The following is a 25597-nucleotide window of genomic DNA, read 5'->3' as shown; positions in this document are numbered from 1 at the left end:
GATGAACAATATGTGGAACGATACTTCGCTAAACCTGAACGGAATGTTCGGTGTTCTTGGTAACATATTAGGTGCACTACTTGTGTTCCTAATTGGTTGGCTGATCGCAAAATTAATTGCGAACGGCATTCAAAAGGCACTAGAAAAGTCAGGTGTCGTCAAGAAGTTGATGCCAGAAAAGTCAGCTGAAGCGACAACGAAGAAAAAGAAATGGACACCAGAAAAAGTCGTTGGAACAGTTATTTTTTGGGTCTTAATGGTTTTTGTACTAATTTTAGTGTTCAACATTCTTAATCTTGGCATCATTGCAGCACCACTCGCAGACACAATGAGCACGCTGCTTGCGGCAATTCCGAACATCTTAAAAGCTGCACTCGTTCTACTGTTCGCCTATATTATTGCCGTCGTCTTACGGATGGTCATCGTCAAAGGTGGAACAAAGTTGATGGCGAACGAAAAGGTTCGTTCAAACAAGATGTTACAAGGACAAGCCGATCTATCGAACTATCCGAAAATTGCCGGGGATATCGTCTTCTACTTGGTTTTATTGATTTTCCTACCAGGTGTACTTGATGCCCTCAACATTGACAGTGTTTCGGAACCGTTCAGTCAACTGTTATCCTCGTTCTTAAGCTTCATCCCACGACTAATCGCAGCAGCAGCTATTTTGCTAGTTGGGTTCTTGGTCGCAAAAATTGTCCGCGATATCGTGACGAACTTCCTTCATGCGATTGGGACGGATAAATTTGCTTCCCGTTTTAACATCGGGACAGACAATCAAAAAGATTCAAAATCGGTCTCGTCAATTCTCGGGACAGTCGTCTTCATCTTGATTTTGATTCCGATCACGATTTCAGCACTTGATCAACTGAACATCGAAGGAATCAGTGCACCAGCAATCAGCATGCTAAACGATGTCCTCGGAATGATTCCGAACATTGTAATCGGCGTCGTCTTGATTCTCGTCGGTGTCTATGTTGGACGATTCGTAAAAAAATTCGTCACCGACCTTCTCGTCCGACTCGGTTTTAACAATTTGACACGTCACTTGAAAATTGGAAACTGGGATGCTAACAATACGTCGATGTCACCTTCTTCACTCGTCGGTGCTCTCGTTGAGATTATCATCGTCGTCCTGTTCGTCGTCGAAGCCTTTAACCTGATTGGTCTGAACTTCATGGTCGATCTTGGACGAGCTGTCCTTGCCTTCCTTCCGAGTGTCTTGACGGCGATTGTCATTCTCGCAATCGGGATTATCGTCAGTAACTTGGTCAAACGCGCGATGGATAGTTTGTTCGGCAGTTCTGATCTTAAAGTCCTATCGAATGTTGCACGTTATGCGATTTTAGCCCTCGCGATCTTCATGGCACTCGATCAACTTGGGGTCGCAGCGACGATCGTCAACTCGGCCTTCATCTTGATTCTCGGAGCAGCCGCCCTTGCCTTCGGCCTCGCCTTTGGTTTAGGTGGTCGCGATAATGCTTCGCGCTACCTTGATCGTCTCGAGAAGAAAGCAGAAGAGACAGAGCTTGATACGTCGAGTCTTGCTTCGGACCGAACTCCATCAGCTCCTAAGCCAAGCCTGAAAGAAGCGGCTAAAGGTGCAGCTTCGAAAGCAGCAGATGATGTCACGCCAGACCGTGCCCCACGTGCTTCCCGTTCGACGGAATCGACTGATGAGAAACCGACGCACGGTAAGCCAAAAGGTGCGCTTCCTGAAAATGATTTGGCACAACAGGATGATTATCCGATTGACCCAGATGGAAATCGTGGACCAAATCTTGATCATCCAAACGATCGTCCGTAAGTAACGTGTAACTCCTTCGCTAGTATGCGAAGGAGTTTTTTACTCGGAATCGGTGCCATCATTGGTACAGGTATTTTCGTTTTAATAGGAACAGGCGCCTTATACGCAGGTCCAGCATTACCGGTCTCATTCATTATTTCAGCCATCGTTTGTGCGTTAGTCGCCCTCTGTTATGCCGAATTTTCCTCGATGATTCCTGTCTCGGGTAGTGTATATACATACACCTACGCTACGATTGGCGAACTCGTTGCCTGGATCATCAGGTGGTGTTTAATTTTAGGATACGGTCTGGCTTCGAGTGCCGTCGCGACAGGGTGGTCAGGTTACTTCCAGTCGTTGTTATCGGAATTCGGCATTGAACTTCCGACGACGCTCCGTGCGGCACCGGGCGCCGTACCTGGCAGTGAAACGTTCTTTAACTTACCGGCATTCTTAATTTTGATGGTCATTACGTTCTTGTTGTCACTTGGAATCAAGGAAACAAAACGCGTCAATAACGTGATGGTACTCGTTAAAGTCGCCGTCGTCATCTTGTTCATCGTCGTCTCTGCAATCATGGTCGGAATCGTCCCGTTCAAACAATTTGAAGGTGTCGATAGTCCGGTTTCGCTTGCGTTGAAAGTCGCAGGTCAAAACTGGGTTGCCGGATTGGAGCCATCGTCGGGATGACGACAGTTATTCTTGTCATGACATTTGGTCTCGTCCGTCTGTTGTTTGCGATGAGTCGTGATGGATTATTACCGAAAGTTTTCTCGGACGTCAATGAAAAATCGCATACACCGGTCAAGGCGACTTGGATTCTCGGTACCGCTTCTGGTTTGATTGCTGGATTCGTCCCGCTCGGTACGTTGGCGGAATTGATTAACATCGGAACACTCGCTGCGTTCGCATTAATCTCCGTCGCCGTCATCATCTTGCGTCGGACGCGTCCGGACTTGAAACGGGCGTTCAAAGTCCCGTTCGTCCCGGTTCTCCCGATTTTATCGGTCCTTGCTTGTATCATGTTAATGTTGAATCTCCAAACCTTTACGTGGATTGCGTTCTTCATCTGGACGGCGATTGGTTTGCTTGTCTACTTCGGTTACGGAAGAAGCCGTTCGAAATTAAATTAAGTACATGATCACTCTCGATTTCATCGGGGGTGATTTTTTTGTTGGAAACAAGTGCAGGAAACATCTTGTAAAAAGTCGAACGATTGAAGAGAGAAGAGGAGGGACTACATATGATTCATATTAAAAGAAATCCTGATTTAGAATCTGCCTACAACGCGATGCAAGAAGGGTTCAGTGATTACATGATTCCGCTCGGTTTGTCACTTGAAGTGTTTCAGGAACGGATTTTGACGCGAGATGCCAATCAATTGAAACACTCGTTTGTCGCCTTTCATGGAGAACGACCTGTCGGGTTATGGCTGAACGGCCTCAAGAAAATTAAAAAAGAGCAAGTCATGCGGTGTGGCGGGCTTGGCGTAGATCCGCAGTATCGCCGTCTCGGCATCGCAAAAGCATTATACGAGGCTCAACTAAGTTATGCGAAAGAGCTGGAAGTCGATCGATTAATGCTTGAAGTCATCCAAGGTAATACACCTGCAATTGATTTGTATCACCAGCTTGGCTACCGCCAAGACCATGAACTCGGTTATTTTCAGCGCGATGAACCGAACCAGGTGAATCCACTCGTTGAGATTGATGAAGTGGCATTTGAACGGAGATACGCCCAACAAGGCGAATACATTTGGCAACAAGATCCGGGCGTGATGAAATATAGAAAGGCCACCTATTATGAACTGGATGGAGCATTCATCGCTGCTTCAAACGACTCGATTTTTGCCATCTTGACAGAAGAATCGGAGGTCGCACGCATCGCAACGGAAGCGACCCGACGTTTGAGCGGAATGACGTATCAATTGCAGTCGACGAATCCACTCGTCTGGGAAACATTGCGTGCAGAAGGATGGGTACAGCGTGATTTAAAGCAATTCGTCATGAGTAAAGCCATTCGTTAACGAAAAAAATAGCCATCGTTCGTAAGTAGCAAGCACTACTATAGAACGAATGGCTATTTGTCATGTCCATAAGCTGATCATGACGAGGATGGCGAAAATTACGAATAAGATTCCAGTGCCACCCAGCATGATAAGCATAATTTTGTTCATCATTGGAAGTCCTCAAATCTTTAGAGCGCTACTCTTTATTTTACGAAGTAACTTAAGCGTGCACTATATTTATCCCATTCGTCCAGTCCTTTATTATAGGTTTTACTGTCAAAGTTGCGTGAGAGATAGCTATGTGACTCTTTTTGGACTAATTTGTTTTTTGTCAAAGCGAAATCGTGGAAAATAAAGCCAACTTTTTCTCCGCCATTTACATAGATGGGTGTTTGAATTAAATTTTTGGTCATTTTTGGACGCATTCCATAAGACACGATGGAATCAGGATGGCGAACTAATTTTTTATCAACAATCGAATAAGTTTTTAAACTGATAAATGAGTAAGTTTCACGAGTCGACAAAGAAAATACATTTGGTGACCCAGTCGTATTTTTTAGTTTTGCACTAGTTCTGAAGTCATGTGTAGCTCTGACGTAGGGATTATTTTTCGAGTAGTTGTATGAATACTTAGTCGCTTTTCCATTGAGATAAAGTGTGAATTTCCCAGTACAGAGTTCATCTTTATTCTTTATCCAAAAAGAGTCATTCGAAGTTGCTTTATGGCAAAGCGCTTTTGAAGAACGAACCGAAACAGTATACTTTTTGTTACTCGAATCAACCAATGTGTAGTTCTGAGTGATTTTTTTAGAGGTTGTTGCGGCTTGTGGATGAAGGGCAGATAAACTGAACATAGTCAGTACGCTTGTTGCGATAAACAGTTTTTTCAACGGATAGTCTCCCTTAATTAATTTTAAATTAAATCCATTTTATAACAAAAAAGGGTGTCGTGTAACTGGTTTTGATAAAATAAATAATTGTGAAGATAACACGTAAAAAAAACGCCTAGCTTTCTTTTTAGAAAGAGGCGCATTAATTTAGATCTGATTGTAGGAAAATCTCTATAGAGGCTTTTTTCAGACAGGCTCTTACATTAAAAAACTTTGCCTGCAACCTGAGCTTGTTTAAAGAGTTAGCGTTTAGCTATATAATCTTGAATCATCAGAAGATGCGAACCGACGATGTTATCCGGCAAGTCCGTCAGTGACACATACGTCAATGCAACACTTTCATCACTGACACGGAGTGTGCCGGAAGTATCGGACGCAACGTATGCGAGGGTTACACTTTGAAACACATCCCCGTTCGCGAGTGTCGTGACGTAATTTTTACCGGAGTAGACACCAAGCAACGCAAGCTGATCCGCGACGAGTCCGGTTTCTTCGAATAATTCGCGTCGGGCCGTCTCTTCCGTCGATTCTTCCCATTCCATGAGACCACCCGGAAGACCGAAACGTGCTTGTTCTTCATTTCGTTGTTCGAGTAAAATCTGACCTTCCTTAATGACGAGGACGACGGCACCGACTAAAATTAGTGGTGTGGGTCCGACTAAATCACGGATGGATTTGACGTAATTCACCGCGGCACCTCCTGGTGGAACGGACATCCCGTGGCTTGCGTCTGTTTCGGGAAAAAGTTCGGTCGCTGTAACGCATTGTCATAATCTTTATGGAAGACATGTGTCGCTGCTCCGCTCATCGGTGGAACGAGCCACGACCATTCCCCAGTGACGTCGCGACCGCAAGCGGCTTCATTTTTTTCGAACCGGGCGAATTGTTTGGCCGCCGTATGATGATCGACAATCGTCACTCCGGACCGCTCGAAGGATTCGAGGACGGCGACATTGAGTTCGACGAGGGCCCGGTCTTTCCATAAGGCGCGCTCACGGGACGTGTTCAGACCAAGTTGTTCAGCGACAAGCGGTAAGAGATTATAACGGTCCGCGTCAGCAAGGTTACGGGCTCCAATTTCAGTTCCCATATACCAGCCATTAAACGGAGCACACGGGTACGAAATGCCGCCGATTTCAAGACGCATATCGGAAATCATCGGGACGGCGTACCACTTGATGTCGCGTCCTGCGAACAAATCATAGTCGGGATGGATGATCGTAACTTCAAGAATCAGTTCTTGTGGAATCTCATGGAGTGTTACTTGACCATCGAGTTCAACCAACAGCGGTAAAATATCAAAGGCGGTCCCCTGTCCCGTCCACCCAAGTGCCTGACATTGTTTCGTGAAAGCGGTGGATGCAGGATCACCAAGTACGCCGTCGGCCGTTTCGTAGCCGGCGTAACGAATCAGTTGATGATTGAGGACGCGGACACGTTGCGGATGGAAAATCGTGATTGTCGAGCGGATCCGTCCCTCATTGGTGGCGTGGCAAATGTGGTGGAACAACGCGTCTCGAATCGCTTCGATCGTTGTCGCCGCACGGGCATCGATGACGTGCAGTTGATCCCAAAAGAGCCGTCCGATGCACCGGTTGCTGTTACGCCAAGCAAGTTTCGCCCCGAACGTCAATTCGTCCGTTGTTTGTGTATAGTTTCCCGTTCGTAAAATTTCTTCGCGCACGTCGTTCAAACGATTTTGTGTATGTGGTGTCTCTTCTATATAAGTCGTCAAGAAGCGTTCTGCTTCGTCTAGTAAATGTTGCACGGCGTTTGAGTCCTTTCTTCATCCAAAGCGACAGAGTTTCTTATTCTAGTGTACAAGGTGAATGGAGGAAGCGCCAACTCATAGCAATTGCCCGTTTTTTGATACGTTCAAAAGACGTTCACAGATTAAGTGGGAGAGGGAAGGGGGATAGATAAGAGAATCAATCGAAAGTGAGGAACTTGGCATGTCTTTAGTCAAACCGGTTTTTATTCGCTTTTTTGGCGAAGCTTTTTTCGATAAGTCGGCACAGCTGGCCTATTATTTGATGTTGTCCTTATTTCCATTCTTATTATTCGTTGTCGGATTAGTATCTTTTTTACCATTCACTTCCGGTGAAGTCCTTGATTTGATTCGTCCTTTCGCACCAGCAGAAACCTATGATTTAATTCGCCGAAATGTCGTAGGGATTTTTGACGAAGGGGGATTAAAACTTGCTTCGATTAGCTTCGTCGCAGCCTTTTGGCTCGCCTCGATGTCTGTCCAGTCGCTCGTCCGGTCCCTCAATGATGCCCTCGAGGTGACAAGGAAAGTGCCGTTTTGGCGGGGCTTATTACAAGACTTCGGATTTACGATTGGGATGATGTTCATCTTGCCGTTTTCGCTGCTTGTTCCGGTCGCCGAGAAATTGGCCCGACGCTTCATCAATCATTTTGCACTCATCGCGGATGTTGCAGCGGACTATTCGTCCATTTGGTTTGTATTCCGCTGGGGGCTCGGTTCCTTGTTTCTATTTGTGTTCTTTGTGTTGTTGTATCGCATTTTACCGAGTGTCCGTTTGACGATTCGTCAAGTACTCCCGGGGGCATTATTTACGACGATTGCCTGGCAGGTCGTATCGGAAGTCTTCTCGTACTATGCGGAGTTTGGGAGTTACAATCGTCTCTACGGTCAGCTCGCAGGAATCATCGTCTTGATGACCTGGTTTTATTTATCCTCCGTTGTTTTGATGCTCGGTGGATTGATGAACGCAGAACGGATGCGGCAGAAAAAAGAGGCGAAGATCATGAAGCCTGAAAAAATCAAAAAAGAAACTGTCCGCTGAGGGCAGTTTCTTTAGTTTGCAGATAAAGGGTTATGAAGATTGTTTTCGCTGTGGACGCGATTCAAAAAGACTCATGTCCTAGGAATGTCTACTTCTTACTTTTTGATAGAAAAATAGAAGCAATAGCCCAATCGTAAAGATGCCGAGCAAGATGAGCGATCCTGTTTCCTGCTCTAAGACTTTCAAGATGACACTGACGGCGACGACGGCGTAAAAGATGCCAAGACTCTTCCGGACGAAACGATCTTCGAACAGATGGAGTAAAGAAGCACCAATCGGAGAGCCGATAAACGCACCGACGATTAAAGCAATGCCGAGATAAAGCGGAGCTTCGGTACCGGAAGCAAGATAACTGGTGACACCGCCGAGGACGATCAGTGTCGCCGAGGCGATGCTCGTTCCGATAGCTTGCTTGAGTGGGAAACGGACCCAACCCATCAAGAGTGGCGTAAGCAGGAAGCCACCACTGACCCCCATGAGGGAGGAGAGGATCCCGGCAGCAAATCCGATGACGATCAATTTATAAAGATTCGCTTGTGTAACATGTCCTTCGACTGGTTTTCGTTTCGGTGGTGTTAAGAACTGAATCGCAAACCACGTCAACAAGACGATGTAGAGGGCAGAAATCATGGCATCGGCGCCGGTCCGTTGTTCGAGCCAAAAGACGACCGGTGTGATGACGGCAGAACCGACGATCCCGGATAATCCGACGGCTAACGCATCACGGACATGAAAATTTTTCAGACGCATATGGGATACTGTCCCGGTCACGGTCGAACCGAGTGTCAATAACAGACTGAGGACGATCGCGGTACTGGGTGGATAACCGAGGATTAATAAGAGAGGAGTTAAAATAATCCCTCCGCCGATTCCGAAAAAGCCGGATAAGATACCAATTGTTGACCCTAAAAGTATAAACAGGATGAATTCCATGCAGTAAACCCTTCTTTCTTTTGTTCTTAATCTATCTTTACTGTACAGCGTGATGATTGATTACGAAAATAGATTATACTGATCTAAATGATTATAAAAGTTAATGAGGAGGGAAAAGAATGCGTCTCCACGAACTAAGAACGTTTATTTCATTAGTCGAAACGAAACACTTTACGAAGACAGCAGAACAACTCTATATTTCACAACCAACGGTCAGTCTGCATTTAAAACGGTTAGAAACGCATTTTGGACAAGCGTTGATTCACCGGCATTCCTTTAATAAGACGATTGAAATATCAGAAGCCGGACAATTGGTTTATCGCCACGCGAAAGAAATCCTGCATCAAGTGGAGCGACTCGATCAAGAGATGGATGAACTCGAGGGGCTTGTCCGCGGTCATTTGAAGATTGCTGCGACACATACGATTTATGAAACGATGCTCGAAAAAATGATCCATCGTTTTGTAAATCTGTATCCGGAAGTCGTGATTGATGCGAAATTGATGAATCAGGAACAAGTCGAACAAGCTGTGCTTCATTACGAAATTGATTTAGGTCTAGTCGAAGGAGTTGTCGAAGCACCACAAATTGAGGTAACGCCGTTTACATTCGATCGCCTCCGGGTGATTGGTCGACGAGAACTTGACCTCAGTGAGGCGACATTCATTTACCGTGAGGAGGGGTCTGCCGGGCGAGCATCACTCGAATCCTGGTTAGCGACGAATGATATCGTTCCGCAACGTATCATTACGGTCCATTCGAATCGTCTCGTCAAACAGTTGATTGAAAATGGAACGGGTATTTCGATGATTTCCGAGCGGTTGGCGGGAGAGATGCTCGATTCAGCAAACTACCGGCTTCACAACGAAGATCCGGTTCACAAGCGGACTTTTCAATTCGTGACGTTAAAGGGACAACCGACGCGGCTTTCCGAGAAGTGGATGGCGATGGTAGTGGAAGAATTCAAACAGAATTAAAAAAAGAAAACTTTTCCGTTGACTTATACCCCCATAGGTATTAAAGTATGAAATGTACCAACGAGGTATGACGAACGTCACAAGAAAAAGGAGAGTGGTCTTCAAATGGAAAAATTATATGAAGATCGAATCATTCATCGAATGAACCGGATTGAGGGACAACTACATGGCATCGTCCGTATGATGAAAGAGGATGCTTCTTGTAAGGATGTCGTCACACAGCTCAGTGCGACACGTAGCGCGATTGATCGTGTCATCGGACTGGTTGTGAGTGAAAACCTCATCGGTTGTGTCAAAAATGATGAGACAGAAGAAAATCATGAACAGGCTGTTGCAGAAGCCGTTCAATTGCTTTTAAAAAGCCGGTAAAATTTTTTAGAATAATTTATACCCCTATGGGTAAAAGTAGACGGAGGAATTAGTTAAATGTCAGATGTTAAAAAAACAACGATTGTATTGTTCAGTGGAGATTACGATAAGGTGATGGCAGCATATATCATCGCAAATGGAGCAGCAGCGTATGATCACGAAGTCACGATTTTCCATACGTTCTGGGGATTAAACGCGATGCGTAAAGATGAACCGATTCAACCGGATAAAACGTTCCTCGAAAAAATGTTTGGTAAATTCATGCCACGCGGTGCAGATAAAATGCCACTTTCGAAAATGAACTTCGGTGGTGCCGGTCAAAAAATGATCAAAAACGTCATGAAAAAACACAACGCAATGCCACTTCCGGATTTGATTGAACTTGCAAAAGAACAAGACGTGAAGCTTGTCGCTTGTACGATGACAATGGACTTGCTTGGTCTGAAACAAGAAGAATTGCATGATGGGATTGAATACGCAGGTGTTGCAGCATACCTCGCAGACGCAGAAAACGGAAACGTCAATCTCTTCATCTAACTTAGAGAATGGAGGCATCACAAAGTGGATATCTTAACCGTTGTTTTTCTACTGATCGTCGCGTTTCTTGCTTACCGCATGTTTGCACCGACGAAAGGTGTCGCGAAAATCTCAACAACTGAACTAAAAAGTAAATTAAATGAGCGTAATCGGTTTTACTTGGACGTCCGGACACCGGGCGAATTTAAAGGAAACCACATTAAAGGGTTCAAAAACATTCCGCTCCAAACGTTACCGGCACAACTCGACAAAATTCCGAAAGACAAGGAAGTTATCGTGATCTGTCAAAGCGGGATGCGAAGTAAACAGGCTGTCAAGCAACTCAAAAAAGCAGGTTATCCGAACGTAACGGAAGTATCAGGCGGCATGAATGCGTGGCGCTGAACGTAAACTAAAGGAGGATGAAGTAAATGAAACGACTAACCGCTAAAGAAGTACAGGAAAAGCTTGAAAACGGGGAACACTTAAACATCATCGACGTACGTGAAGTCGACGAAGTGAAAGAAGGCAAGATTCCTGGAGCGAATCATATTCCGCTTGGTCTCGTTGAATTTAAAATGAATGAACTCGATAAGAAAAAAGAGTACGTCATGGTTTGTCGCTCTGGTGCACGCAGCGGTCGCGCGACAACATATCTCGAAGGACAAGGCTACAATGTCATCAACATGGATGGCGGCATGATGTCCTACGAAGGAAAAACAGAGTAAAAATTTTAATCTTAAATATACCCATAGAGGTAAAAGGAGCGAATACTTTTGCAGACAATTAAAACAGACGTTGTACTTGACGCACGTGGACTCGCTTGTCCGATGCCGATCGTCCGTACGAAAAAATCAATCAAGACACTCGAACCGGGTCAAGTCATCGAAGTGCAGGCAACCGATAAAGGGTCAACCGCTGATTTACGTGCTTGGGCGAACAGTACCGGCAATCAGTACCTTGGAACGATTGAAGAAGGGGACGTGTTACGTCATTACGTCCGGAAGTCTTCCGGAAACGATCAGGAAGCTCCTGCTTTCACACAAGTAGTGAATAACGAGACACTTGAAGCAGTGCGCTCAAACGACGACGTGCTCGTTCTCGATGTACGTGAAACAGCAGAATATGCCTTTTCACATATCCCGAACGCGATCAACATTCCGCTCGGTGAGCTCGACACACGCAGTGATGAACTCGATAAAACCAAAACGATTTACGTCGTTTGCCGGACAGGCAGCCGGAGTGATCTCGCATCACAACAACTGGATGCAAAAGGATTCACGGTTCAAAATGTCGTACCGGGCATGAGCCAGTGGACGTTTGATACGGCAACGACTGTTTAATTACTAAACCGCTTAGGAGGAACAACAACAGATGGCACATGCAATGACGACTCAAGAAGTCACACAAAAAGTTATTAACCGTCAACCATTCTTTATCTTAGACGTCCGGAACGAAGATGCATTCGCGGACTGGAAAATTGAAGGTGAAAACTTCAATTATTTGAACGTTCCATACTTTGATTTACTCGATGGTGTCGAAGACATTCTCGATCAACTGCCGACGGATCAAGACGTTCTCGTCGTCTGTGCAAAAGAAGGTTCTTCCATCTTCGTCGCTGATTTGTTAGAGGAAGCAGGACGGACTGTTTCTTATTTAGCAGGTGGCATGAAGGCATGGAGCGAGCACCTCGAACCGATTTCACTCGGAACATTGAATGAGACGGGTCAAGATCGTGGTGAAGTCGTTCAGTTCGTCCGAATCGGAAAAGGATGTTTGTCTTACATGATCATCTCGGAGGGCGAAGCGGTCCTCGTAGATGCAACACGGATGACAGATGTCTATCTTGATTATGCAGCAGCACGTAATGTCAAAATCACACATGTGTTTGATACACACTTACATGCCGATCATATTTCAGGTGGTCGTGAAATTGCTGAAAAAACGGGTGCGACCTATTGGTTACCACCAAAAGATGCGACAGATGTGACATTCGAATATGCGGCACTTGAAGATGGCAGCCATGTGCAAGTCGGGGATACACAAATCGACGTCCTTGCCCTTTATTCCCCGGGACATACGATTGGTTCGACATCATTCGTCGTCGATAACCGGTATCTCTTAACGGGTGATATCCTGTTCATCGATTCGATTGGTCGCCCTGACCTCGCAGGTCTTGCGGACGACTGGGTCGGTGACTTACGAAACTCCCTCTACACGACGTACCGTGAACTTTCGAACGACTTGATCGTGCTTCCGGCACACTTCATGTTGATTGAAGAGTTGAACGCAGATGGCAGTGTCGCGGAGAAACTGAATGTTCTCCTTGCGAACAATCACGGTTTGAACATCGAAGACGAAAGTGTCTTCCGTAAGATGGTGACAGAGAACTTGCCGCCGCAACCGAATGCGTATCAAGAAATCCGCGAAACGAACATGGGTAAGAAGACACCAGATCTCGAAACACAACGTGAGATGGAAGTCGGTCCGAACCGGTGTGCCGTTCGTTAATCAGCTCGAAAACTAAACTAAAGCAAGCAACTATTAGGAGGAATTCATCAATGAAATCAGAACTCGTACTCGACGCAAAAGGACTTGCATGTCCAATGCCGATCGTCAAAACAAAAAAAGCAATCGCAGGACTTGAATCAGGACAAATTTTAGAAGTACATGCAACGGATAAAGGTGCTAAAAATGATTTACAAGCTTGGGCAAACTCAGGCGGTCATGAGCTCGTTAAACACGAAGAAGAAGCGAGTGTATTGAAATTCTGGATTCAAAAAGGGTAATTCAAGTTTAAGGGGGCTGCTGACAGTCCCCTTTTTTTAAAGGAGTGATCCACATGGAAATCGGTTTTATTATTACCATCTTCTTAATCGGTTTCGTCGGTTCGTACATCTCCGGGATGTTAGGAATTGGCGGATCGATCATCAAGTATCCGATGTTACTTTATATTCCACCGTTGCTCGGATTTGCGGCGTTCTCTGCTCATGAGGTCGCAGGAATCAGTGCCATTCAAGTATTTTTTGCGACGATTGGCGGCGTCTGGGCGTATCGTAAAGGTGGTTACCTGAACAAATCGTTAATCATCAACATGGGTGGAGCGATTTTGATTGGGAGCTTCATCGGCGCATATGGCTCGAACGTCTTAGCGGAAGATACAATCAATCTCGTCTACGGCATATTAGCGTTAACAGCTGCTGTCATGATGTTCGTTCCGAAAAAAGGGCTCGATGACATTCCGCTCGATCAAGTGAAGTTCAATAAAGGTATCGCAGCAAGTGCTGCCTTCATCGTCGGGATTGGTGCTGGAATCGTCGGTGCTGCCGGAGCTTTCTTACTTGTTCCAATCATGCTTGTCATCTTAAAAATTCCAACACGGATGACGATCGCTTCGTCCCTCGCGATTACGTTCATTTCTTCGATTGGCGCGACCGTCGGTAAAATCACGACGGGGCAAGTCGATTGGGGTCCTGCAGCGATCATGGTTGTTGCCAGTCTGATTGCGGCGCCACTCGGAGCAATCGCCGGGAAAAAGATGAATACTAAAATCCTGCAAGTGACCCTTGCTGTCTTGATTCTCGCGACAGCAATCAAGATTTGGCTTGATATTTTATAAACAGACAAAAAACGAGTCGGTATCGTCAAAAGACGAAACCGGCTCGTTTTTTTGCTTACTTGCTTGCGTCGATGACGTGAAGCAATTGATCTTCGACTTCTTTTGCGACCTGTTTTAATTGTTCATCTTCAACGAGCGCAATCAGTGCTGTCGGACGTGGCATGCCGATTTTCGTTTGTCCATTCTCCGTAAAGACAGCCAGTTTACAAGGTAGGAAGTAACCCGCACGTCGTTCAGCTGACAGGACGCGGTGTGCTTCTTTCGGGTTACAGACTTCGAGAATATGATATTCGCCTTCAAAGTCGAGTCCCTTTTCATCTAATTTTCCTGCTAAATCGAATTCCCAAAGGACACCAAATGAAACTTTTTGGAGCTCCTCTTTCAAACGTGTGATGGTTTTTTCTGTTGAGTGTTCAGTCGTAACTGTATAATCAAACATCGATACCCCTCCTGGTGTTTAGTCTTAAAACTATTCCCTACTTTTTCATTAAATAATCATTCAGCATCAGATGTGCAATTTTGAGGCACGGTCAACGACAAACTATGTGAAATCAAGGTACATTAGAAAAAAGACATCTAACCATTCACCCGGAACGTATGCTTTAAAAAGGAGGCGAAGGGAGATGAAGAAGCGAATGTTGACGATTCTATCCGTCGTTGCATTACTTGCCATCATGATTGGCGGGTATTTTGTTTTCCAGCAGCAACAGGCGAAGTCGAGCGGAAGTAAAGAACTGACCTATGCGAAAGAGGAGACGGCGATTTTAGCAGGGGGCTGTTTTTGGTGTATGGAACCGCCATTTGAGGAATTGAAGGGCGTGAAGTCCGTCATCTCGGGTTATACCGGCGGTGACGTTGAAAACCCGACCTACAATCAAGTGTCTGCTGAGACGACCGGTCACCGGGAAGCCGTTTTGATTACGTTTGACCCGACTGTCATTTCGTACAAACAGTTACTCGATGTCTACTGGCGCCAAATCAATCCAACCGATCCGAACGGTCAATTCGTCGATCAAGGCGAGTCGTATACGACAGCGATTTTTTATACAAACGATGACCAAAAGCAAATCGCTGAACAGTCAAAACAAGACCTGGCAGACCGCGGCATCTTTGACGACAAAATCGTCACACCTTTGATTGAGTCCGGTCCTTTTTATGAGGCGGAGGCATATCATCAGGACTACTACTTGAAGAGCGAGAAAAAGTATAAGTTTTACCGTGCCGCTTCCGGGCGAGATGAGTTCATCGACCGCTACTGGAACGATCAACCGAAACTCGATTTACCGAAGTATGACAAGTTAACGGATGCTCAAAAGAAAGCAAAATTGACCGATATTCAGTATAAAGTCACGCAAGAAGACGGGACCGAACCTGCCTTTGACAATCCTTATCACGACTTAAAAGCGGACGGGATTTACGTCGATCTGATTTCTGGTGAACCGCTCTTCTCATCAAAAGATAAGTACGACTCGAAAACAGGATGGCCCAGTTTCAGTCAACCACTCGAGCCTGGGAATATCATTGAAAAAAGTGATTTTGCCCTCGGGATGAAGCGGATGGAAGTCCGGAGTCGTCATGGCAACGCCCATCTCGGTCACGTCTTTAACGATGGTCCTGAGCCGACCGGTCTTCGGTACTGCATGAACTCGGCAGCTCTACAGTTCATTGCGAAGGAAGATTTAGAAAAAGAGGGGTACGGTCAGTATCTGTCTGAATTTAAATAACATATGCGCCCCATCCTTTCGTTCGAAAGGGTGGGTTTTCTTCTGAAAAAAAGCAGGGGGACCAAGTCGTTCGGTCAAGTGAATATTTTTCCTTTCGAAATTGTAAGGTAATATAACGAAAAAATTATCATATTTATCCAAATATTGTTTATACTTGAGAAAAGCACGATTTATTTTTCTTAAGGAGGAACAGTGGTGAAGAAGTTGACGATTTGGCTCATGTTGAGCTGCCTCATTCTGACACTTGGAGTGGGACCTTTCGCTATGAAAACGATAGCGGCAGACGAAATAGGACAGGCAATCGGATTAAAAGCAGGACAAGAAACGGTTCTCGAAACGGGGACGAACGACAAAAATACATATTGGTATAAAGTCGAACAGCAAGCAGGAATCGAAAAAACGGCATCGCACTTCGAATTATCAATTGATACGGATCAATCGATCGAAGTGACCGCCTATCCGAGTGAAGAAATGGCAGCGAAAGATGAAACATTCGATCGTTACCGGAGCTACGCTGAACCTGATGAAAAAGAAGCCATGAAACTGGCGGTTCCTTACGCTTGGGATGGCCCGTATTATATAAAAGTCGAGTACTATCCGAATATCGAAGAAGGCAAAACGACGAAAGCGGCACACGTTAAACTGACATACAATGATGTCAAACTGGCAGTCGAGTACGAACCAATCAGTGATATTAGCTGTGCAGCGGAAGAAGCGTTGAAGCAAACGACTGAAGAAAAGCCGATGCTAGCGTTGATGCACGCGATTCAAAAACAAGTGTTGAGTCAATCGGAGCAAGGACGTAGCTTAACGTCGCTGTATTACAAAGCGTCACCCTACGTCGTCAAAGCGATTTTATTTAATAAAGATAAGCGAACACAAGCAGCAGAAGACTTGAAGACGTTGAAACCAGCGATGACGGCGCTCGTCAATGGAACGACGTATACATTATCAAAAGCCGATCAGCAGGCAGTCAATCGTCTGTTTGAATTAACACGTGACGCGTCACCAGAAATCATCGCGAATGAAATCAATCAGTATGCGAAAAAAATGGAAATTTCAACGCTTGGTGGAAGCACGCTGAGTGAAACATTCCGTTCACTCGGAATGACGATTCAATCAGAAGAAAAAACACGGTTCATCGTTAAACTAAAACCGGGTCAGATGAATCGGTCGATGAAGATCGCTGGAACTCCGGCGACAGATGTTGAGCGTTTATCGCTTGGTAAAGCGGGCGACTTCGTCATTGTCACGGAAGATCCGACAGTCAAAAGTCAAACCGCGACGGCACTGAAACAGTCACTCAGCCGGTCTTCTGCCGTCGAGTATGTCGAGAAAATTCAGACGTACCGCGCAACAGGGGACATCAACTATGACTACCAGTGGGCGTTAAATAAAAATGCGATCGTCGAACAGTTACCGGATGTCGGAATCGGTTTTGAACAATTCGTCGCCAGTCCAATCAGCAAAACACTGACTCCGGTGACGATTGCTGTCATCGATACTGGAGTCGATTACCGCCTGAAAGATTTACAAGGAAAAGTCGACATCGCGAACGAAAAAAACTATGTCGATGTCAATGGAAAAGGAGATGCCCTTGACGACAATGGTCACGGGACACACGTCTCAGGTGTCATCGCGGCAGCACTCGAAAATGAATATGGCATTCGCGGAATTCACCAATCTGCTAAAATCCTCCCGATTAAAGTATTGAATGCGAATGGGGAAGGCGAAACAGATGCCATCGCACTCGGAATTAAATATGCTGTCGATCACGGAGCAAAAGTCATCAACATGAGCCTCGGAGGCGGCGAGAGTCGAACGATGGCTTACATGATGAAGTACGCAGCGGACAACGGCGTCACAGTCGTCGCGGCGTCAGGGAATGAATATGACAGTTACATCGGGTTCCCGGCGAACTCGGAGTATGCCATTTCAGTTGGAGCAACGAATCCACTCGGGATGGTCGCTGACTATTCGAACTACGGTTTCGGGCTTGACGTCGTGGCACCAGGATCAAAAATCGCAAGTCTCGTCCCGGACGGTAACACCGTTTACATGGATGGAACGAGTATGGCAACACCACACGTTGCGGCAGTCGCAGGCATCTTGGCGTCACTCGACGGGACACTGAAACCAAAAGAAATCGAAAACATCTTACGAACAAGTGCAGAACCACTCGCCTTCGAAAATCCGAATGATTGGTACGAGGATGATGAAGAGGACATGGAAGACGAGTATCCGCCTGGTAAAGCGCCGGAAAAACTTCCGGCCTACGTCAGTCCGATATCCGGTTACGGGAAAATCAATATTTTGCGTGCGATTTCACAATTGCATTTACAAGGAAAAGTCAAACCGGTCTATGACAATCAACTCGTTGTCAGCGGGACTGTTAAGACGGGCACAAAAGTAGAAGTCTGGTCAACAAAACGTTTAGCTTCGACGGTAGCAAAAGCTGGTACGTTCTCCGTTCAAATTCCACGCCAAGCAAAAGAAACGGTCTTGACGATTCGTTATGCGAATGGAACGGATGTTACATCTGAGCGGACGGAAGTATTGCCTGGGAAAGCACCTGCTGCACCGAAAGTGAATCCTGTACTCGCAGGCGCGACGAAAGTGACAGGAACAGCCAGTGCAAGTGGAAAAATCGTCATGAAGGACGCTAAGAATAAGACGATTGCCACAAGCATGGTGGATGCCAAAGGTAAGTTCAGCGTCAAAGTACCAAAACAAACAGCTGGAGCACGCCTCAGCGTGACGGTGCTTGATATCGCAAAACGTTCAAGTAAACCAACTGTCGTAACGGTTTTGGCACCACCTGCGGCACCAAAAGTCAAAGCCATCACTAGTAGTCAGACGAAACTGTCTGGGACAGGTGAGAAAAAAACACGCGTCTACGTACAAAATGCGAAAAAGAAAGTCATCGCTAAAGGAACCGTTACGTCAAAAGGAACGTTCTCTGTAAAAATCGCGAAACAAAAAGCAGGAACGAAACTTTCCGTTTATCTTGTCAACGCGCATAAACAGACAAGTGTAAAGACGTCGATCACGGTCAAAAAAGTGAAAAAATAATCTGTTGAACAGACCTTCTCCAGTCATCTGGAGGAGGTTTTTTTGTAGTCGATTATTTTTAAGGTATTTTTCGATAGATTATGCTATTTTTAAGTAACTGAAACCATTTTAAAAAAGGCATCATCCCTGAGTGGGTGGTGAGGAGGATATTCTATGATCAAGTGGATTCGGAGACGAATCGGACGCCAGTTGCTAGCGGTGTTTTATGTAGTATTGCTATTAGTATCGGTGACATCATTTTTTGTTTATGACTACATGGAAACACGAATTGAATCGTCCCGAAGTGATCTTGAGACGATTAGTGAGAAAAATAGACGGGCTGATACGCTTTGGGACAATTGGCAGAACGTCCAATTTGGATTACGCGGATTCGTGATTTTTGGAGATCAGGAACGATTTGATGAGATTGAAGCCTTACGGACTGAAATCAAAAGTGAGACGGATTGGTTTGGACGCAGAGCAGAAACGGATCAAGAAGAAGAATTCGCTGCTCAAATGTTGAACTTGTATGATTTATATTACGGGGCATTGTTCCCGCTGACGCAATCATACGTAACGGAGAAAAAAGCAAATCGCATCAATGAAGATTTTTTACAAGGTGATAGTTTGTTTTCGTTACCAATCGCGCAACGTCTCGTCGAGCAAGGTCAAATCAAACCAACGGCAGACGGATCGATTGATATCACCCCAGACATCGAAAAAGCATCATCGGCACTGGAAGAATACCGTGATACGTTGCAGCAACAACAAGAAGCTGCCGTTTTAAAATTACGGACTGAAGTCGCGAATACACAATGGATTTGGATTTCAAGTATTTTTGTTTTAATCAGTTTCATTCTATTGTTCGTTCATCCGTTCATTCGTCGGATGACAAAACAGTTATTTCGCTTAATTGACGACAATCAAAAATTGACGCGAAGTGAACCGATTGAAATAGATGAGGTGGCACAACAACGTCCGGATGAAATCGGTCTACTCCGGGCCTCATTCAATCAAATGGCGATGACGACGAACGCACATAAAGATGAGATGCAGGGGAAAAATGAAGAGTTGCAAGCGCAAAGTGAAGAATTGCTTGCACAACAAGAAGAATTGCAAGCACAGCAAGAAGAATTAGAGGAAGCCTACCAGGCAACGAAACAAAATGAAGAAAAACTAAAGCTCAGAAGTGAACTGACAGAAGCCTTAGCCATTCGAGAAACGATGGAAGCCTATCCGTCAATCATCCAGAAAATGATTGATATCACGTCTTCAGAGTACGGAGCGCTTCTTCTTTATGAAGCAGGAATGTACATCAGTGCGACGACGAATGGTATGAAACAAAGTCACCTGGAAGCCTTACGAACTGACGATACGTCCGTGTTAAGTCGGATGCTGTTAGGTAAAAAGATCGTTCAATCTGAAAAACGTGTCGACCGAACAGCGGACATTCCGTACAGCTTTAGTACACACGAAGTGGCACTACCTATCTATGATCCGGCAAGTGGTCAGTTGATGGCGGCAGTTTATTTAGTCCGGTACAAGTCGCCTTACAAAAAGCAACAGTTACTTGATATGCGCGATTTCTCCCAACAAATGACGCTCTCTCTGTTACGGACACGTTCGTATGAAGAGATGAAACAAGAAAAGAAAAAAACGGAACAAGTGTTAGACTCGATTCGTGAGGCCATCATCTATCTAGAAGACGGAAATGACGAACTGTATGTCAACCGTCCGCTGTTTGACCTGATTCCGGAATTACAATCGGAGTTCACGAGTGACCGGACCTTATCATCCGGGTCCTATGTGATTGAAGTGATGCGAAGTGTAGTCGACGATCGTGACGTATTTGATGAGTATGTCACTTTAATTCGCTCAGGCATCGTTCCTCCGGATAAGTTTCAGTTCGATGTGCGAAACAATACAGCACACCTCGAAGTGTATGCGGAACGGATTGATATTGAAGGCGGATGGAAAGGTGTCATTCTTGTCATTCGTGATATTACCCGGGAAACAGAGGCGGATCGCCTGAAAACAGAACTCGTGTCAACGGTCTCCCATGAGTTACGAACACCGCTTTCATCCATTTATGGATTTACGGAGTTGATGTTGAACCGTGAAATCGATGTCATGAAGCAAAAAAAATATTTAGCAACGATTCATGACGAAACAGGTCGTTTGTCGAACTTAGTGACAGACTTCTTAGACGTTCAACGGATGCAATCAGGAGCGCAGCTCTATCAAAAGATGACACTTAATTTGTATACTGTCGCGAAACAAGTCGTCGAAATTTATGAGACGTCGAGTGTACGCCACTCGATTCGACTACGCCTCTTAAATAAGGAATTGCCAGCCATTCATGCTGACGAAGATCGCATTAAACAGCTCTTAAGTAATTTAATTAATAACGCAATCAAATACTCACCGGATGGTGGAGAAATTGACGTCGTTCTGGACTTGGACGATGAACATGTCATCATTCGTGTCATTGACGAAGGGATCGGTATACCGCCTCATGCGTTTGCTCATCTGTTTGATAAATTTTATCGCGTAGACAATTCCGATACGCGTCGTATCGGTGGAACGGGACTCGGGTTATCAATCTGTAAAGAAATCGTCAAGGAACATGATGGAACGATCCACGTTGAATCTGAAGAAGGCGAAGGCAGTACATTTACGATTCTACTTCCATTGTCTAGCGTACTTCCATCTTAAAAATACACTAAAATGCTTGCTCGTTCATTCGAGCAAGCATTTCAGCGTGTAGAAAAACTATTAAAAAGCGTAAACATACGGTATCGAGAGGCAATCCGTTCACGCTTGCCTGTCTCGCCTCGTCTTCAAAGCGGCAATCGGTCACGCCGCTACAGCAAAGCTGCTGGGTCGCTTACGATTGCTTTTCGCTTTAAAAGCGAGTCAAGACGGATTGCGCTCTAAACCGTCTGCATGCCCGGCTTTCCGTCACGGTGTTACCTAAAAAGCGTCACATTTCGTTGACTCCTACGGGAAAAGTGCGTTTTTAACGCACTTTCAGAGGCAGCCAAGACCCTGCTCGTTGTCCGTGAGGACTAAGGAGCAACGGCTTGCGCCTCGCCCGAGGAAAGCAACGAAAAAAGATGCTTCGTCTCTCGATAGCACTTTGTCTACAGTTTAAAATGCTTGCTCGTTCATTCGAGCAAGCATTTTTTAGGGTCGACCAAACCAAATACTTCGATAGGCGGAATAGAGGAAAATAAAAAACTTTTTGAATATAATAAGAAAAGAAGGTTAAAAATATATTGTTTTGACCGATAGATGATAGGACATTAGAACTATTTGAAGGGAGGAGGACGAAGTGAGACAAAAATTAATTTATATTTTGATAATTGCTTGGATTTTGAGTCATTTTAGCTGGTTAGGTATCGTAGGAACGTCCTCCGATCTCGCACGAATCGGTAATAGTCTATTTATGACGGGTGGTGCCGTTTTATCTTCTGCAATGCTCCTACTGGCGATTTATAAACATCCCACTCGTCCCTTTACGCAACGACTTTTTTTCCTGTTGCTCTTAGGAAATATCGCTTTGATTGCAGGTGAAGTAGGTCAATTGGTTTTGCAAATTCAGCGGGCTGAACGCTTTGGACCATTCGACTGGATTGACTTTGTCTTCAGCTTGCAGATTATCTTTTATTTGATTGCGTTTTGTTATTTTTTATTCAATCGCCGTACTCAAATCAATCTGCGATTTTTCTTATTCGATGAATTAATTATTCTGATCGTTGCAGGATCGATATCTTGGCACTATATGATTACACCCTATTTAAAAAATGCGACCGGATTTGACTTAGAAACCTTGCTGTTGATTCGCTATCCGCTAGGTGATTTGTTACTCCTTGGAGGAATGATCATCTTATTCTTTGGCGTGATGAAACGAGGCAACAGTAGATCGTTGTTGCTCGTCTTATTAGGTTTTCACTTACAACTATTAGCCGACCTTCTGTACGTCGTGTTGTATCGGGCGGACTTCCCGGTGTCCGCCATGTGGCTCGATCCAGTTTGGCTCGCGACGACGTTGACAGTAGGGGGAGCCGCGATTTTATTTAATGCAGATGAGCGGTCTGTCGATTTCATGTTAAATCGTCGCGTGCTGGATTGGGTACGCTTAGTGACGCCTTATATTTTCTTGTTGATTTTATTTATCACAATGGCGCGCCAAGCCGTCACCTTTAACGGGTTGACCATCGGGCTGATGATTGCGACACCGTTGTTGATTTCGCGACAAATTCGTATTGTCATGGACAATCAACGGCTTCGGGAAAACTTGGAGGCGAAAGTCGACCAGCGGACGGCGGACTTGGAGCGAGCGCTCGAAGAAATGGAGCACATGGCTTATCACGATGCATTGACGAATTTGCCGAACCGGTATTTGTTTGCCCGTCTCTTTAAAGAAGAGCTGCGTCGCGCTGAAATACACGAACGGTTAGCCGCTCTGTATTTTATTGATGTGGATCACTTCAAACAAATCAATGACACCTATGGTCACCAAATCGGCGATCAACTCATCATCGATATTGCCAGCCGTCTTGAGAAAAAATTACCACACAACACTGTCATTTCCCGTCAAGGCGGTGATGAATTCGTTGTCCTTTTATTTGACGTGAAAGAAACGAACGTGATTGAGGAGTGTGGACAATTACTCGTACAATTGTTTGAACGCCCCTTTATTCTTCAAGACACACCGGTCTGCATGACAGCGAGCATCGGGTGCGCAATCTATCCGACACATGCGACGTCACGGACGACGTTGATTGAACAAGCGGATATTGCGATGTATGAAGCGAAACGGCGCGGGAAAAATCAATTCTATTTACAAGCTGATTAAAAAGCGAAGCCTCCCGAAAACAGGGTGCTTCGCTTTTGCTGTTATTTAGCATTTGTTAAAAATTTTTCAAGATCAGAAATCGCTGTGATGGAAGCGTTACACTGGTCGCTATCGATGCATAAGTAGTTCCCGACAGCACGATAGTGATCAGCTGATTTATTTGTTCGAACCGAGACGAGCGCGACCTCATTGTTTGTTTTACAGAGGCTGCAAATTCCGTGCTGAATGTTTGGTAAATAGGTGCTCTCGAGTCCGATCCACGTCCCGTCGAGCGGATAAACAAAAAATTTCTTTTTGTTGCTCGTATCATTCCAACTCAAATACGTCGTCATTAAAAAATCAATCGTATCGAGTGGAGGAAGATGGAGTTTTTTTACCTTTGGAAAAAGTGCCTGGATTTCAGCGGGGGTGATCGTCGGAAATGGTTCGACGAACGGTTGGATTTGATCGAGATACGTGAACAGCTGTTGCTCTGAAGCTTGATTCCGGATCGTCATCAAAAGTTCCTCTTGTTCCGGGGACAGAATGGGAATGATGTCGAAAATTTTTGTCGTCGCGCTGTATAAAACGGCATCACGGACATCGGGGTCATTCACGGTCGTTAATTGTTGAAGTAATAACTCAATTTGATTCCGGATGAAATTATATTGGTGGGGCTTGATGAATGGTTGCATATGATCAACGCTCCTTTGTATTTCCATCGTACCTGAATCCGTTTCTTGAAGACAGGTTTTTTGTTTTCGAGCATGTCGCGTCGGGAAAAGACTAGGTAAGGAGGTGGACGCGAGATGTTGACACTGACAGGACTTCGTTTACTCAATTTTTTATCGTTTTTATTCGTTTTACTTGCCCGTGTCGTGTGGTATAAGACGCCGACCGAGTTACCGTTAGCAATCATGCCGGCACCATTCGTTGATGCTGTCGTCGGTGTTTTGTATACGACACTCCTGATTTGGTGCATCCGTCCAGTCCGATCTTATCCGGCAGATCGAACGTTGATACTTGATATAAGTGGATGGTTCAGTTTGACGATGATTGGACTCGGAGTAAGTTCGATTGTAGGTCCGCCGTGGGAACTCGTGTTGATGACAGTGTCTTTCATAAGTCTTTGTCTCATCTATTCAAAAATTCAACAGCATCCGAACCGTTCCCCTTGGATGCGCTCGCCTTTTTCCGTCTTTCTAGCCTGGTCGAGCGTCCAAATCTTAATTTTACCGTTTCGGATTTTACGTGATTTCCGGTTTGAGGAACTGTTTGGTTTAAGTGTCTCGCTTTGGACGAGTATCATGCTGATTGTTTTTGCCGGTGGTGTACTAGTATTCAGCTGGTTCCATTCGGATTGGGTGTTTGGTGTAGTGATGATTTGGTTTTATAGTGGGCTGTTCTTTAACGATCGTCTCACTTTAACACAGGAATGGATTACCGTTATTGCGACGGTGGCAGTCGCAATCGTCACAGTAGTGGTCTTTCGGAGACGACAAAAGGTTTTTTCAGAACAAAAAACACCAGTTTCTTGAAACAAACCGACAGTTTGAATCATTGCTTTTCGTTTTTTCGGGTATATCCCTTATAGAAGTTAAAAAGGGGGACACAGTCAAATGGGGAAAAAACAATTTATCGGAACGTATGAAAATGAAACCGAATTGATTCGGGATATTGAAGATTTACATTTTAAAGGGTATCTTGAGGAAGATTTATACGTCGTCTTACAGGATAAAACCGATATGGCGATGTTGCGGGGACAGTCAGCAGCACAACTCGTCACGGGTAAACGGACATTATTCGAGCGTTTTACTGGAAAGCCGGCGACAGAAGATGAAATCCGAACGGCATTTACGTCGCTTGGTCTAGCGGACGAGGAAATCGAACGTCATGTCGTCGGTGTCCGGCATGGTGCTTACGTCTTGTTCGCGGATCGAGAAGGTGCGGAGCGACCGACACCGTCACCTAAAAGTATTCTTGAGACGGAGCCGGAAGGCATCGAAGCAGAACGGAAACTCGATCATGAAAACAGAGCATTGGAGAACGAAAACAACGATAAATTATGAGTGTT

Annotated in this window: 24 protein-coding genes and 1 pseudogene; 19 read left to right on the top strand and 6 right to left on the bottom strand. The window is 45.2% G+C overall.

The window, feature by feature from the left end; all coding sequences use genetic code 11:
- Window position 1 precedes the first annotated feature (1 nt).
- The 3 genes and pseudogenes from KNQ05_RS12545 (at window position 2) to KNQ05_RS12535 (ending at window position 3812) form a co-directional block, all read left to right on the top strand.
- Entirely contained in the window at window positions 2-1807 is a 1806-nt protein-coding gene (locus KNQ05_RS12545) for a mechanosensitive ion channel (protein ID WP_088836172.1), read from the top strand.
- A gap of 39 nt (window positions 1808-1846) precedes the next feature.
- A pseudogene (locus KNQ05_RS12540) lies at window positions 1847-2919 on the top strand (amino acid permease); the annotation flags it as partial.
- 110 nt (window positions 2920-3029) lie between these two features.
- The gene (locus KNQ05_RS12535) at window positions 3030-3812 is read left to right on the top strand and encodes a GNAT family N-acetyltransferase (protein WP_088836173.1); all 783 of its coding nucleotides are present in this window, start codon (window positions 3030-3032) and stop codon (window positions 3810-3812) included.
- A gap of 185 nt (window positions 3813-3997) precedes the next feature.
- On the opposite strand, the gene KNQ05_RS12530 is transcribed toward KNQ05_RS12535, so the two are convergent.
- The 3 genes from KNQ05_RS12530 to KNQ05_RS12520 form a co-directional block, all read right to left on the bottom strand.
- Window positions 3998-4684, bottom strand: coding sequence for a hypothetical protein (locus tag KNQ05_RS12530; protein WP_214803499.1), 687 nt, complete (start codon window positions 4682-4684; stop codon window positions 3998-4000).
- A gap of 242 nt (window positions 4685-4926) precedes the next feature.
- Window positions 4927-5373, bottom strand: a complete 447-nt coding sequence (locus tag KNQ05_RS12525) for an NUDIX hydrolase (protein WP_159172856.1) — start codon at window positions 5371-5373, stop codon at window positions 4927-4929.
- Window positions 5370-6452, bottom strand: coding sequence for a nitric oxide synthase oxygenase (locus KNQ05_RS12520; protein WP_214805549.1), 1083 nt, complete (start codon window positions 6450-6452; stop codon window positions 5370-5372). The genes KNQ05_RS12525 and KNQ05_RS12520 overlap by 4 nt, the downstream gene beginning before the upstream one ends.
- Before the next feature lie 184 nt (window positions 6453-6636).
- Between KNQ05_RS12520 and KNQ05_RS12515 the strand changes: the two genes are divergently transcribed.
- A complete protein-coding gene (locus KNQ05_RS12515) occupies window positions 6637-7494 on the top strand; it encodes a YihY/virulence factor BrkB family protein (protein WP_088836176.1) in 858 nt (285 codons plus the stop codon).
- Window positions 7495-7572: 78 nt separating this feature from the next.
- Here KNQ05_RS12515 and KNQ05_RS12510 read toward each other — a convergent pair whose 3' ends face one another.
- Window positions 7573-8427 (bottom strand): sulfite exporter TauE/SafE family protein, encoded by an 855-nt coding sequence (locus KNQ05_RS12510; protein ID WP_214805547.1) that lies wholly within the window; start codon window positions 8425-8427, stop codon window positions 7573-7575.
- A 119-nt stretch (window positions 8428-8546) separates the two neighbouring features.
- Between KNQ05_RS12510 and KNQ05_RS12505 the strand changes: the two genes are divergently transcribed.
- The 9 genes from KNQ05_RS12505 (at window position 8547) to KNQ05_RS12465 (ending at window position 13908) form a co-directional block, all read left to right on the top strand.
- A complete protein-coding gene (locus tag KNQ05_RS12505; RefSeq protein ID WP_088836178.1) occupies window positions 8547-9404 on the top strand; it encodes a LysR family transcriptional regulator in 858 nt (285 codons plus the stop codon).
- Between the two features lie 105 nt (window positions 9405-9509).
- A complete protein-coding gene (locus KNQ05_RS12500) occupies window positions 9510-9773 on the top strand; it encodes a metal-sensitive transcriptional regulator (protein ID WP_029332497.1) in 264 nt (87 codons plus the stop codon).
- Window positions 9774-9830: 57 nt separating this feature from the next.
- Window positions 9831-10310 carry a DsrE/DsrF/DrsH-like family protein gene (locus KNQ05_RS12495; RefSeq protein ID WP_088836179.1) on the top strand — a complete coding sequence of 160 codons (480 nt, stop codon included), beginning with the start codon at window positions 9831-9833 and terminating at the stop codon, window positions 10308-10310.
- A 78-nt stretch (window positions 10311-10388) separates the two neighbouring features.
- Entirely contained in the window at window positions 10389-10694 is a 306-nt protein-coding gene (locus KNQ05_RS12490) for a rhodanese-like domain-containing protein (protein WP_088838404.1), read from the top strand.
- 26 nt (window positions 10695-10720) lie between these two features.
- On the top strand, window positions 10721-11017 hold the full coding sequence (locus tag KNQ05_RS12485) for a rhodanese-like domain-containing protein (protein WP_088836180.1): 297 nt from the start codon (window positions 10721-10723) through the stop codon (window positions 11015-11017).
- Between the two features lie 48 nt (window positions 11018-11065).
- The gene (locus KNQ05_RS12480; RefSeq protein ID WP_088836181.1) at window positions 11066-11632 is read left to right on the top strand and encodes a sulfurtransferase TusA family protein; all 567 of its coding nucleotides are present in this window, start codon (window positions 11066-11068) and stop codon (window positions 11630-11632) included.
- Between the two features lie 31 nt (window positions 11633-11663).
- Window positions 11664-12800 (top strand): MBL fold metallo-hydrolase, encoded by a 1137-nt coding sequence (locus KNQ05_RS12475; RefSeq protein ID WP_214805545.1) that lies wholly within the window; start codon window positions 11664-11666, stop codon window positions 12798-12800.
- A 50-nt stretch (window positions 12801-12850) separates the two neighbouring features.
- Window positions 12851-13078 carry a sulfurtransferase TusA family protein gene (locus KNQ05_RS12470; protein ID WP_029332503.1) on the top strand — a complete coding sequence of 76 codons (228 nt, stop codon included), beginning with the start codon at window positions 12851-12853 and terminating at the stop codon, window positions 13076-13078.
- A 53-nt stretch (window positions 13079-13131) separates the two neighbouring features.
- A complete protein-coding gene (locus tag KNQ05_RS12465) occupies window positions 13132-13908 on the top strand; it encodes a sulfite exporter TauE/SafE family protein (RefSeq protein ID WP_029332504.1) in 777 nt (258 codons plus the stop codon).
- Between the two features lie 55 nt (window positions 13909-13963).
- On the opposite strand, the gene KNQ05_RS12460 is transcribed toward KNQ05_RS12465, so the two are convergent.
- The gene (locus KNQ05_RS12460) at window positions 13964-14347 is read right to left on the bottom strand and encodes a DUF302 domain-containing protein (RefSeq protein ID WP_088836183.1); all 384 of its coding nucleotides are present in this window, start codon (window positions 14345-14347) and stop codon (window positions 13964-13966) included.
- A gap of 184 nt (window positions 14348-14531) precedes the next feature.
- Between KNQ05_RS12460 and msrB the strand changes: the two genes are divergently transcribed.
- From msrB to KNQ05_RS12440, 4 genes are all read left to right on the top strand, one after another.
- Window positions 14532-15632: a peptide-methionine (R)-S-oxide reductase MsrB gene (gene msrB, locus KNQ05_RS12455; RefSeq protein ID WP_214805543.1), complete on the top strand. Its 1101-nt coding sequence runs from the start codon at window positions 14532-14534 to the stop codon at window positions 15630-15632.
- 195 nt (window positions 15633-15827) lie between these two features.
- Window positions 15828-18704, top strand: a complete 2877-nt coding sequence (locus KNQ05_RS12450) for a S8 family peptidase (protein WP_214805541.1) — start codon at window positions 15828-15830, stop codon at window positions 18702-18704.
- A gap of 153 nt (window positions 18705-18857) precedes the next feature.
- Window positions 18858-21398, top strand: a complete 2541-nt coding sequence (locus tag KNQ05_RS12445; protein WP_214767253.1) for an ATP-binding protein — start codon at window positions 18858-18860, stop codon at window positions 21396-21398.
- A gap of 619 nt (window positions 21399-22017) precedes the next feature.
- A complete protein-coding gene (locus KNQ05_RS12440) occupies window positions 22018-23544 on the top strand; it encodes a diguanylate cyclase domain-containing protein (protein ID WP_353048420.1) in 1527 nt (508 codons plus the stop codon).
- Between the two features lie 41 nt (window positions 23545-23585).
- Here the strand turns inward: KNQ05_RS12440 and KNQ05_RS12435 are convergent, their stop codons facing one another.
- Entirely contained in the window at window positions 23586-24218 is a 633-nt protein-coding gene (locus KNQ05_RS12435; protein WP_214803519.1) for a FusB/FusC family EF-G-binding protein, read from the bottom strand.
- Between the two features lie 114 nt (window positions 24219-24332).
- On the opposite strand from KNQ05_RS12435, the gene KNQ05_RS12430 reads away from it, so the two are divergent.
- Both KNQ05_RS12430 and KNQ05_RS12425 read left to right on the top strand, forming a co-directional pair.
- Window positions 24333-25061 (top strand): hypothetical protein, encoded by a 729-nt coding sequence (locus KNQ05_RS12430; protein WP_088836188.1) that lies wholly within the window; start codon window positions 24333-24335, stop codon window positions 25059-25061.
- 81 nt (window positions 25062-25142) lie between these two features.
- Window positions 25143-25592 carry a YflT domain-containing protein gene (locus KNQ05_RS12425; protein WP_214767247.1) on the top strand — a complete coding sequence of 150 codons (450 nt, stop codon included), beginning with the start codon at window positions 25143-25145 and terminating at the stop codon, window positions 25590-25592.
- Window positions 25593-25597: the final 5 nt, after the last annotated feature.

Source organism: Exiguobacterium sp. s125 (genome assembly GCF_018618605.1).
GTDB lineage: Bacteria > Bacillota > Bacilli > Exiguobacteriales > Exiguobacteriaceae > Exiguobacterium_A > Exiguobacterium_A oxidotolerans.
The sequence above is the reverse complement of the archived record's forward strand: the minus strand, read 5'-3'. Positions and strand labels throughout refer to the sequence as shown.